Genomic DNA, 11,766 nt, shown 5'->3' with positions numbered 1-11,766 from the left:
TCCGGTCCCTGCGTTTACAGCGGCATGTTCATGACGTCCTGGTACGCCTGTACCAGTCGGTTGCGCACTTCCACGGTGGCGCGGAACGCCACCTGCGATTGCTGCGAGGCGACCATCACCCGGGCCAGGTCGGCACCGGGTTCGCCCAGTTCGAAGGCGCGCTGCAATGCGCCGGATTTCGCCTGGGCCTCGCTGACGCCATTGATCGCGCCGCGCAGGGTCTCGCTGAAACTGGTGCCGCCGACGGCGCCGGCCTGGCCGGGTGCCTGCAGGCCTCCGGGCAGGCCCTGGATCGCGTCGCTGCGCGCCATGTCGCCCGCGGCCCGCGGCGCCTGGCCCAGCTGGGTCTGGTAGGCACGGATCTGCGACAGGACGGAGCTGATCGAATCGGTCATGGGACCCCCGGGCAATGCACGCCGCTGTCGATGCAAGCGGCGTGCCGGAACCGTGCCGGCATTCCGGCAGGGGCAAGGGGCGGGTGACGCGGGGTGCGAAGGGAAGGCGCGCCGAAGGCGGCCCGTTCCGGGTCAGTCCGGCAGCCAGGCCCGGCGCCAGGCCTCAAGGCCTGGGCCTTCCAGCATCCAGTCGCGACGCACCGCGTCGCGCAGGGCCCCGCCGGCCGCGACGCTGGCCGCAGGCTCGGCCAGGTGGGCGCGGATGGCGTCGATCCAGTCGCGCGGGCGGTTGCGCACGCGGGTGGCGGGCAGGTCGCCGCGATAGGGCAACAGGTCGCTGCACACGACCGGATAGCCGCAGGCGCCGTATTCGAGCAGGCGCAGGTTGCTCTTGCAGGTGTTGAAAGGATGGTCTTCGAGCGGCGCCAGCGCCAGGTCCAGGCCAAGCGCGGCCAGCACCCGCGGGTATGCGCCGATCGGCACGCCGGGATGGAACTCGGCCACGTGCGGCCGCAACTGCTCGGGACACATGCCGAAGAACACCCAGTCCACCTCGCCGGCCAGCGCCTGGACGACGTCGGCGATCATCGCCAGGTCGCCATCGTGGCTGACCCCGCCGGCCCAGCCGACCCGCGGCCTGGCGCCCGGCTTGCGCGCCGTCGCGGGCAGGCCGGTCCACAAGCGCGGATCGAGCCGGTTCTCGACCACGCGGATGTCCGGGTGCCAGCCGCGACAGGCCTCGGCCAACGGCTGGGTGGAGACCACGAAGCGGTCGGCTTGGGCCAGGCCGCGCCGCAGCCGTTCGCCTACATCGCGCGGCATGTGCCGGCGATGGATGTTGCGCGCCGGCAGGTCGGGCAGCCAATCGTCCAGCTCGTAGACCTTGAAGGCCGGCGAGAAGCGCCGCAGGCGGGCCATGCGCGCGATGTCCTCTTCGCCGACGCGGCGCTGCATCACGATCACGTCGGGGCTGAAGCGTTCGACCTCCACCACGTCGAGTGCGCGCGGCGGCGCGGCGCCTTCGACCAGGCCCGCCGCCTGCAGCGCCAGGAACGGCTGCAACACGCGGTAGTGGCCGCTGCCATGGGCGTCGCTGGGCTGGGCCAGCACGCGGGGCAGCAGGCCGGCGGGCAGGGGCCGGCGGGAGAGGGCGGTCTCCTCGAGTTCGAAGCCGCCGGGCACGTCCAGGCGCAGGTTCGGGTTGTAGGCCGGGTCGCGCGCCAGCACCGGAAGCCAGCGTGCGTAAAGCGCTTGCTGCGTCGGGGCGTCGGTGGCCGCGGCATCGGCCGCATGCAGCAGCAGCGCGTCGGGGGTCCACACGGTGAGGCGGCCGGCCGCACCGGCGCGCAGGCACAGGTCGACGTCGGAGCCCTGGTCCGGAAAGGCATCGGCGTCGAAGCCGCCGAGCGCCGCGAATACTTCGCGCTCGACCAGCATGCAGCTGCTTGAGACGGCGGCGTAGTCCTGCGCCACCTGCAGCCGGCCCATGTAGCCGCCTGCGCCGACCGGCTGGCCAGCGAACACGCGTCCCCTGCCGGCATGCAACCCCGGTACCAGTCCGGCATGGGTGATGGTGCCGTTGGCGGCAACCGTCTTGGCCCCAGTAATGCCGACCTCGGGACGCTGGCCATGGTTGAGCAGGCCGTGCAGCCATCGGGGGTCCAGCACGGCGGCTTCGGCATCGAGGAACAGCACGAATCCATCGGCCAACGATTCCGCCGCGAGGTTGCGGGCGGCGGCAGGCGACGTGCCGGCGCCGGCATCGACCACGCGGACCCGGCCGGCGGCGAGCGGAACGACCTGGTCCATCCATTGGCGCAGGCTGGCCGGAGCGCCACGGTCGACCAGCACCAGCTCGTAGTGCGGCCAGGCGGTGTTTTCCAGCACCGACAGCACGCAGCGCTCCAGCGGTGCCAGCGCATCGCCGGCCAGCACGATGATCGACACCGCCGGCTGCCCTTCGTGTCCGTAGTCGATGCGGTGCAGGCCGGGGGCGCAGCCGGTCACGGTCGCCGCGGAATAGCCGCGCTCATGCAGGTGCCGGAGGATCGCGCCGCGCTGCGCCTCGTCGGCCAGGCGCGGTGGCGCGCAGGACAGCAGGGGTTCGGCCAGGTGGCCGAAGCCGGCCAGCCCGTGCCGCAGGACCAGGCGCAGGATCAGGTCCAGCTCCGCCGCGCCTTCGTGTGCCGGATCGAACCCGCCCGCATCTCGCACGCACTGGCGGCGGAAGATCCAGTGCCCGGCCATTGCGGCCGGATTGCCGAGCAGGAGGTCGAGGTTGAAATCCGGCCGCAGCGCCGGCGCGATGTGGCCGTCGTCGTCGCGATACCACTCGTCGGCGTAGAGCGCCTGCAGGCCCCCGGCCGTGGCCAGCTCGGGCAGCAGGCGACGCAGGCCGCTGCCGGTGAACTCGCTGCCGGCCTCGACCACCAGCACCCAGTCCACGTCCCAGCCGGCGAGCGCGGCATCGAGCGAGGCGGCGGTCGCGCCCGGTTGCCAGGTCACCGCTTGCGCGGGCATCGGTGCGTCTGCCGGCAGCGTCGCATCACCGGCCACGCGGACATCGATGCGCGCCTGCGCGGGCGCGTGGGTGGCCAGGCTCGAAAGCGTGGTGCGGAGTCCGTCCGGCGCGCGCGCGTCGGGGACCACCAGCACGCCCAGTACCGGCAGGCCCGGCAGGCTTGCCAGGTGTGCGTCGTAAAGCAGCGCCTGCGCCGGCAGGAGGCGACGGCGGGCCTGCCAGTCGTGCTTCTGCCACTGGCCCAGGCCGGCCGCGTGCGCGTCCTCCAGCGCCTGCACCAGGTCGAGCGGTTCTGCGGGCACGGAACGGTCCAGGGGGGCCGCCGCGACCATGCGCGTGTCGCGGTCGCCGCGATACCAGCCCAGCGCGCGGATGCCGTGGCGGAACGCCTCGTGGCCCGGATCTCCGACGCCTGGCCGGTCCCGCCCGGCCTGGCTGAACTGCTGGCGCGAGACGCGGAAGTCGAGCAGCGCCGTGCCGAGCATCGCCACCGGGCCACGACGCAGCAACTTGGCGTACAGGGCCAGGTCGGCGACCCAGGCGACGCGCACGCCATCCAGCACCGGCAGGTCGTCGCCCATCTCCAGCAGCGGCGCACGCCGGCACATGACCGCGCTCGGTTCGCCGAGGAAGTTGATCGTGCGGTCGGCGAGGAAATCGACCAGGTCGTGGCCGTCCAGCAGCAGGTCCCGGCGCGGGAAGGCGGTGGCCGGCGTGTCCGGCAACAGCGCGCCGTTACTGTCGACCCGCCGCCGCCGCGCGGTGGCGAGCACCGCGTCGGGCGCGCGCGCGAACGCGTCGACCAGCGCGGCGATGCAGCCGTCGTGCAACACGTCGTCGTCGTGCAGGAACTTGATGTACTCGCCGGATGCGAGCGCGATGGCGCGCGCGGTGCTGCGCGTCTCCCACAGGCGCGAGGGGTTGCGCGAATAGTGCACCGGGAAGCCGGCGGTGGCGGCGAACGCCTCGACCAGCGCCTGGACCCGGTCGTCGCGCGAGTCGTCGCAGACCACCAGTTCGAGCGGGCGATGGGTCTGCCTGCGCACGCTTTCCAGTGCCTGCCCCAGCCAGGTGGCCTTGTAGGCCGGCATCACCACGCTGACCAGCGCGGCGGCGGTGGAGGGTGCCTGCCCGCCGTCGCTCATCGTGCGCCCCGCGCGGCCACGGCCTGGCGCAGGCGCTCGACCAGGCGATGCGAATTGGCGCTGTCGTCATGCTGGAAGAACATCCGCCGCACCATGCAGTAGTGCGGGTCGGGATGATTCGCCGGACGGGAAAGCGCCGCGTCGAGTGCGGCCAGCAAGGCGTCGAAATCGGTGGCGACCGGGCCGGGGAAGGCCAGGTCCATGTCGTAGAGCAGGCCGTTCTGGTGGTCGCGGAAGTGGTCCGCGTCCCAGGCGAAGCTCACCACCGGCAGTTCCAGGTACAGCGCATCGATATACACCGACGAGTAATCGGTGAGCACGACCGCGCTCTGGCGCAGGAGCGGGGCGATCTCGTGGAAGGCGTCGTGTTCCAGCTCGAAGATGCGGCCGTCGAGGTCGCGGTCGCGGTCGAATGGCGATGGCGCGTTGGCCAGGTAGTGGCCGCGCACGCCGAGCACCGCGTCGTGGCGGGCGAGCAGCCGCTTCAGGCGTTGCACTTCGATGTCGCTGAACCGGTAGCAGCGCTCGTGGGCGACGCTGGCGTCGCGGTAGGTCGGCGCATACAGGACCAGGCGCCGGCCGTCGCGCAGCGCGCGCACGCGCAGCAGTTCCTCGCGCAGGCAATCCGGCAGGACGGCTTCATCCATGCGCAGGAAGTCGGTGCGCGGCAGCCCGGTCACCCAGACCCGGGAAGGCGGCAGCGGGTGGAAGATCGTGGCCATCGCATGGCCATCGACCGGCGAGGAGGCGACCAGGCCGTCGTAATGGCGGCGCTCGCGGCGGCGGAAGCGGTTGCGGTCGCCGTTCCGTCGCTGCGCGGGGTTGGCCATGGCGAACAGGCGCTTGAGCGGGATCCCATGCCACAGGTTGACCACCACGCGCCGGCGCAGCCAGGGCCGCGGCGCCGAATAGCCGCCGCCCTTCCACGCCATGGACATGTCCAGGCTCGTCGAATTGGTCAGCAGCAGCACGCCGCAGCGGGCCAGGGCCCACAGGCCGGCCAGCGTGTCCAGGTCCTGCACGCGGGTATGGGCCGATTCTTCCAGCCCCGGCGGGCGGTAGCCGCCCCGCACGAAGATCCAGCGCTCGATCGAGGGGTCGTGCCTGACGTGCTCGTACACCGCGCGCGCATTCTCGGTGAACTGGCCCGGCTTGAGCGGATGCACGAAGAACGCCCAGCGGTCCATCCGCTTGGGCACCAGCAGGTCGAACACCCGCCACAGGGCGAGCAGGGGCACGCCGAGCCATGCGTGCACGATCCGTCGCCGCCATGGCGGCATGCGCACCGGCCCGCTCACGCCGCCCGTACCCGTGCCGGCGCGGTGACCAGGTCGCAGATGCGCATGACGTCCTCGTCCGCCAGTTCCGGGTGGATCGGCAGGCACAACACCTGGCGCGCGGCGGTGCTGGCCACCGGCAGGTTGCCCGCAGCGGCCGAAGGCAGGCCCCGGTACATCGGGAATTCGCTGATGAGCGGGTAGAAATAGCGCCGCACGAGGACTTTCTGATCGCGCAGCAGCTGGTACAGCTGGTCCCGCTGCAGCGCGTACTCCTCGCCGACCATCAGCGGGAAGTAGGCGTGGTTGCCCGTCACGCCGGCCGGCGGGCGCAGGCTGCGCAGGCCGGGCACGCCGGTCAGCAGGCGCCGGTAGAGTCCGTCGATCTGCGCGCGCCGGGCGAGCGCGTGGTCGATGTGCTTGAGCTGGAGCAGGCCGAACGCGGCGCAGACCTCGTTCATCTTGCCGTTGATGCCCGGCGCGACCACGGTGGTCTCGTTGACGAAGCCGAAGTTCTTGAGGTGGTCGATGCGCTGTTTGGTACGCGCGTCGGGGCAGATGATGGCCCCGCCCTCGAAGGTGTTGAACACCTTGGTGGCATGGAAGCTGAGCACCGACAGGTCGCCGTGGCGCAGCACGCTGCCGCGCCCGTCGCGCACGCCGAACGCGTGGGCGGCGTCGTAGATGACCTTCAGGTTGTAGTTCTCGGCGATCCGGTCGATGCCGTCCACGTCGCAGGGCGTGCCGTAGCAGTGCACCGGAAGGATCGCGGTGGTCTGCGGGGTGATCGCCGCCTCGACCTTGGCCGGGTCCAGGTTGTAGGTGACCGGGTCGACGTCGACGAACACCGGCTTGATCCCGTTCCAGAGCAGCGAATGGGCCGTGGCCACGAACGAGTACGGGGTGGTGATCACCTCGCCGGTGATGCGCAGCGCCTGCAGCGCGGTGACCAGGGCCAGGGTGCCGTTGGCGAACAGGGCGATGTGCTCCACGCCCAGGTAGGCGCACAGCGCCTTTTCGAGCGCCTGATGCATGCTGCCGCCGTTGGTCAGGATCCGGCTTTCCCAGATCCGCTCCAGGTACGGGACGAACTCCTCGAGGGGAGGCAGCAGCGGGCTGGTGACTTGGATGGGCTTGGCATTCATCCGGGCGGCTTCGATGCGGCGGAAGGAGCGCGGCTCGCCTTGCGGGCCTCGTGTCCGGTCGATGCAAGCCGCGTGCCGTCGCGGGGCTCAGGCACGCAGGTCCAGCAGCTGCTCGATGGCGTCCGGGTCGAACACTGGGATTCCGGCGACCCGGTGGACGTCCTGCCGCTCCCGGAAGGAGTCGTCGATGAAGATCGCCGGCACGCCCGTCTCGATCGCCGCGCTCTTGGGCGAGCCGTCGCGCAGGTGCACGATGCGGCTGAACAGGTCCGCGCACACCCGGTGCCGGGCCAGGGCCTGGTGCGGGCAGCCTGCGTGGCGGGTCAGCAGCACCATCTCGATGCCGGCGGCGGCCCACTGGTAGAGCAGGCCGGCGAGTACCGGGTTGACCGCCCCGTCCACGATCAGGGTGTCGTCCAGGTCCAGGTAGACCCGGCGGTAGTCCAGCGTGGCGCGGTAGCGGTTGCCCAGCGCGCGGTCGAGCTGCACCGGATGCGACTGCGGCAGCACCGCGAACGGGCGGCCCAGGTGGGCGTAGACGTGGAGCAGGGCGTGGTTGACGCCGCGCACCCGCGACAGCGCCATCGAACCGGCGATACGCGGCGCGACCTCCAGCAGCTTGGGCACGCCGTCGGCGTCGCGCCGCGCCTGGAAGAACCATGCGCCGCGCAGGCGCAGCTCGCCGGCGATCGCCGTGGCCATCGCGGCCAGCGCGGGGTCGCCGGTGGCCGGTTCGGTGCGCACGCTGATCCCGTTCCTGACCCGGCTCCTTCGCCGCGGCGCGGCATGCAGCAGCACGCCATCGCCGTCGGACACGCAATCCACGGTGTATTCGTCGCCCGGCAGGTACTCGCTGATCACGTAGGGCGTGGTGCCCTCCAGCAACTGCCGGTGCCGCAGGACATCATCGACCCGCTCGGCGCCCTGGCTGCCCTGGCCGATGGCCGGCTTGGCGAATACCGGGTACGCGCCGCCCGGCGCGCCGGCGTCGTCGGGGACGATGCCCAGCGGGCGCAGGCGCGCGTGGGCCAGGCGCTTGTCGCGGCACAGCGCGGCGGTGTCCGCATCCGGCACCGCGGCCGGGGCGAGCAGGCGTTCGCGCGCGCAGGCCAGCAGCGGGATGACGCTGTCGTGCGCGGGCACGACCAGGTCGATGTCCCATTCGCGGATCAGCGCGTTCAGCGCGCCGACCAGGTCGCCGTCGACCGTGTCGGCATCGATCCGGCGATACCTGCGATAGGCGAATTCGCCGTGGTCGTCGACCGAGGACGCGCCATGCAGGCGCACGTCCTTGGCGTACCGCAGCGCGGCGTTGACCTCCAGCCCGATCTCCGAGCCGCAGGGGAACACCAGTACGTTGATCGGCCCGGACACGTCAGTCGATGCCCGCCACGGCGCGCTCGAACCGGGCCAGCGCCCGCCGCGAATATCCATCCGCGTCCCAGGCGGGGCCCGCCTGCGGGCGGTCCAGCCAGGCGCACATTCCCTCGGCCAGGCCATCGGTGGAATCGGCGACCAGTTGTCCGGCGCCATCGGCCAGCACGCTCTGCGGGCCGGGGATGTCGGTCGACAGCACCGGCCGGCCGAGGGTCAAGGCCTCCAGCAGGACGATGCCCTGGCCCTCGTAGTGCGACGACAGCACGAACAGGTCGAGCTCGCGCATCAGCGGATAGGGATTGGCGAGCGCACCGGTGAGCAGCACGTCGTCTTCCAGTCCCAGCTCGGCGATGCGCTGCTGCAGCACCGGCCGCTCCGGCCCCTCGCCGACGATCACCAGGCGCGCGGCCGGATGCGCGCGCCGCACCCGGGCGAACGCGTCGAGCAGGCGGCGATGGCCCTTCTCCGGCGACAGCCGGCCGACCGTGCCCAGCAGCATGTGGCCTTCGCGCCAGCGTGCCAGCCCCGGCGGCAGCTCCTGCCCGGCGCGGGCGCGGATGAAACCGGGGTCGATGCAGTTCTCCACGCTGTGGAAGCGGTCGGGCTGCTGCCCCGGCGCACCGGCGAAGCGGCGCCGGTTGACCGCATCGAGGCTGTCGGAAACCGAGACGAGCGCGTCGCACAACGGGTACTGCTCGAACACCTTGGCCAGTTGCGGATGGCGGCTGCGCAGCTCCTGGTCCATGTCGTTGTGCAGGTAGACCGCGCAGCGCGTCCCGGCCGGGCGGCCGCGCGCGAACAGCGCGGTCCAGAACGCGGCGTAGCCCGAGAAGTCGACCACCACGTCGAAGTCGGCGCTGCCGAACTGGCGTGCGTACTCGCGCACGTAGTAGGTGTCGAGCAGGCGCAGCTGGCGTGCGTTGAGCACCTCCCGGCCGCCCTGGCGTGCGCTGAGCCACTGCTGCTCGCGGTTGGCCACCGGGTAGCTGATCCGGCCCCAGCGCGCCACGTGCGCGGGCAGCTCGGCGAAGCGCTCCAGGCGCGGCGGGTAGCTTTCCAGGGTCCACGGATCGACGGTCACCGTGACCGACACGCGCGACGGGTCCAGCGAGCCGGCCAGCCGGTTGAACGAGGCAGTCACGCCGTTGGGACTGAAGTTGCCGACCTGGAAGAGCAGGGTGCGCTTGCTGCGCGGTGCCCGGGGGACCACGTGGCGCGTGTCGTCCTCGAAGAAGAACGCGACGGTGCGTGCGGCCGATCCACCGTCTTCCAGCGGCCAGTAATCCCGGCGCGCCGCCTCGGCCGCCGCCCCGGCGACCGCCGCTCCGCCAAGGGCCGCGGCGAGTGCCTGTTCAAGCGCATCGGGGGTGGCGCAGGCCCGCACTGGAAGGCTGTCCGGATCGAGGTACAGGCCGCGCTCGCGGCGGTACTGCTCGAGGTCCGGCACGTACAGCAGCACCGGACGACCGCTGGGCAGGAAATCGAACAGGATCGAGGAGTAGTCGGTGACCAGCACGTCCACCACCGACATCAGCTCGGTGATGTCCATGCCGGCGGGAACGGCCATCGCGCCGTCGGGCAGCGGGCCCAGCGTGCGCGCGACCATGTGGTGGCCGCTGAACAGCACGCGCGCGCCGTGGCCGGCCAGGCGTGCGATCGCTTCGGACACCAGCGCCGCGTCCAGCGAGGCGCCGTCGAGGCTGCCGCGCCAGGTCGGGGCGTACAGGATGACCTTCGCGTCCGCGGCCAGGCCCAGCCGCGCCTTCAGCCGTGCGCGCGCCTCGGCGTCGGCGCCGAGCATGAGGTCGATCCGCGCCTGGCCGGTGTCGGCGATGCGGGCGCCGATCACGTCCTCCACCTGCATGGAGGCCAGCAGCGTCTTGCGGGTGAAGGCGTTGGGCATCGCGACGTGGGTGGCCTGCAGCAGGTTGCGCAGCGCGTTCTTGTGGTCGAACAGCGCCCCGGGGATGTCGATGCCCAGCTTCTTCAGCGGGGTCCCATGCCAGGTGTTGAGGTAGCGCTGCTCCGGCCGTCGCACGAAGTACGGCATGAAGGTGTTGTTGTTGACCAGCCAGCCGGCGGTGGCCAGGTAGCGCGCATACAGCGGGCTGCCGTGCTGCACGAAGACCACGTCCGGCATCGCGGCCAGGTCTTCGGGAATGGCCGCGTGCGGCTTGACCGCCCACACGTGCAGCAGGTCGCGTCCGGCCAGGCGCTCGCGCGCGGCGCGGAACACGGCCAGCGGGTTGCAGCTCACCGAGTCGCCGTGGAAGCTCTCGTAGAGCACGACCTCGTCGCGGACCGGCAAGGTCTCGATGAACTCGGCGTACTCCAGCTTGATGTCGCGCGCCGGCAGTGGCTGGCCTTCGACAGCCGCCGCTTCGGGGACGATGTCGAAATCGCGCCGGAACAGGCGGGTGGCCAGGAAGGCGTGGCACGCTTCGGCACCGCGACCGGCGCGATGCAGGACGACGCCCAGGCGGAAATTCCAGCGCGGCGCGTGCGCATCGTGGCGGTCGATGCCGGCGCGGTAGGCCGCGGCGGCTTCGGCATGCAGGCCCAGGCGCTCGCACGCCAGGCCCAGTTCGAAATGAAGGTGGGGATCGGTCGTGCGCGCCTGCAGGTCGCCGAGCAGGGCATTGCGCCGCGCCGCATCGTCGACGCTGCTGGGCGGCGCGAACGGCGGCTCTTCCGGCACGCAGCGCAGCCATGCGTCGATCGCCGCATCGGTCTCGCCTGCGGCGTGGAGGCACGTGCCCTGGCGGTAGCGCCAGTCGGCGTCTTCCTGCCGCGCCAGCGCGCACGCGTAGGCCGTGGCTGCCTCCGCGGGACGCTCCAGGCGCTCGAGCATCCAGCCGCGGCGGTAGTGCCACCCGGCCTGCTCCGGTTCCAGGGCGAGCGCGTTCGCGTAGGCATCCGCGGCTTCCTCCCAGCGGTAAAGCGTCTCGAGCAGGTAGCCGTGCGCGAAATGCAGGCGGGCGTTTGCCGCATGGGCCGGGTCGGCCAGGCGCAACCGGTAGGCGCGCTCGGCGCCGGTCCAGTCCTTCTCGCGCTCGTGGCGCAGGCCGATTCCCAGCATCGCGACCTCGGGGTCCGTCGCCATGACCCGCACATAGCAGGCCTCGGCGGCATCGATGCGCCCACGTTGTTCCTCGATCCGCCCGAGCCGGTAGTGGGTGTCGGCGTCGCCGCCGTCGAGCGCCAGCGCGCTTGCGTAGGCGCCGGCCGCGTCGTCCAGCCAGCCGAGGCGTTCGCAGGCCAGGCCCAGCGCGTGGAACCAGTCGGCACGCCCATCCTCCAGCGTGGTCGCCGCGCGCATGGCCGTCACCACCCGGCGCCAGCCGTTGCGCTTGGCCACGATCGCACCGAGCAGGGCGTGGTGCGCGGCCACCTCGGGCTCCAGTTCGCAGGCGCGCACGGCGAACATGTCGGCCACGTCCCACAGGCGCAACTGCGCGAGGTTGGCGGCGATGCGACCGAACACCGTGCCTGCCGCCTGCAGTCCGTCGAGCAGGGCCAGGGTGCGCAGGTTGAACTGGGTCTTGCGCGCCACGTCCAGCCGTTCGCCGCAGGCCAGCGTGGTCTCCAGCCCGGCGGCGTGGCCGCTGCCGAGGTAGTGGGCGACCGGATCGCGGCGATGGTCGCCTTCCAGGTGCGCGGCCTGGTACCACCACAGGTCGAAGCCGGCGGCGGGGTTGCGGAATTCGCGCCAGCCATCGCTGCGGAAGTGGCGCCAGGCCGCGTTCGCGCCGCCGGCGACGTCCGGGTTGTGCGCCTGGTAGAAGGCGGCGTCGAACCACGCCGGCACGGTGTCCGTGCCGGTCGTGGCGTGCCCCGCACCGGCCTCGATGGCCGGGGCGGAGTCGTGGGATCTGCTGTGGTCGTCCATCGGGATGCCGTCGTGGG

6 protein-coding genes are annotated in these 11,766 nt (G+C 72.0%); all 6 read right to left on the bottom strand.

The features are described from left to right. Positions 1–14 precede the first annotated feature (14 nt). Positions 15–395 (bottom strand): flagellar hook-basal body complex protein FliE, encoded by a 381-nt coding sequence (gene fliE / locus CSC65_RS10540; RefSeq protein WP_162410530.1) that lies wholly within the window; start codon positions 393–395, stop codon positions 15–17. Positions 396–527: 132 nt separating this feature from the next. Then, positions 528–4,061, bottom strand: coding sequence for a glycosyltransferase (locus tag CSC65_RS10535; protein WP_238390352.1), 3,534 nt, complete (start codon positions 4,059–4,061; stop codon positions 528–530). Continuing rightward, a complete protein-coding gene (locus tag CSC65_RS10530) occupies positions 4,058–5,317 on the bottom strand; it encodes a CDP-glycerol glycerophosphotransferase family protein (RefSeq protein WP_238390351.1) in 1,260 nt (419 codons plus the stop codon). Before CSC65_RS10530 ends, CSC65_RS10535 begins: the two co-directional genes overlap by 4 nt. A gap of 38 nt (positions 5,318–5,355) precedes the next feature. Continuing rightward, on the bottom strand, positions 5,356–6,483 hold the full coding sequence (locus tag CSC65_RS10525; RefSeq protein WP_162410529.1) for a DegT/DnrJ/EryC1/StrS family aminotransferase: 1,128 nt from the start codon (positions 6,481–6,483) through the stop codon (positions 5,356–5,358). A gap of 87 nt (positions 6,484–6,570) precedes the next feature. After that, complete coding sequence (locus CSC65_RS10520) at positions 6,571–7,857, bottom strand: ATP-grasp domain-containing protein (protein WP_162410528.1); 1,287 nt, start codon at positions 7,855–7,857, stop codon at positions 6,571–6,573. Position 7,858: 1 nt separating this feature from the next. Beyond that, positions 7,859–11,749 (bottom strand): CDP-glycerol glycerophosphotransferase family protein, encoded by a 3,891-nt coding sequence (locus CSC65_RS10515; protein WP_162410527.1) that lies wholly within the window; start codon positions 11,747–11,749, stop codon positions 7,859–7,861. Between the last annotated feature and the right edge of the window lie 17 nt (positions 11,750–11,766).

Source organism: Pseudoxanthomonas daejeonensis, assembly GCF_010093205.1.
Taxonomy (GTDB): Bacteria; Pseudomonadota; Gammaproteobacteria; order Xanthomonadales; family Xanthomonadaceae; genus Pseudoxanthomonas; species Pseudoxanthomonas daejeonensis.
The sequence above is the reverse complement of the archived record's forward strand: the minus strand, read 5'-3'. Positions and strand labels throughout refer to the sequence as shown.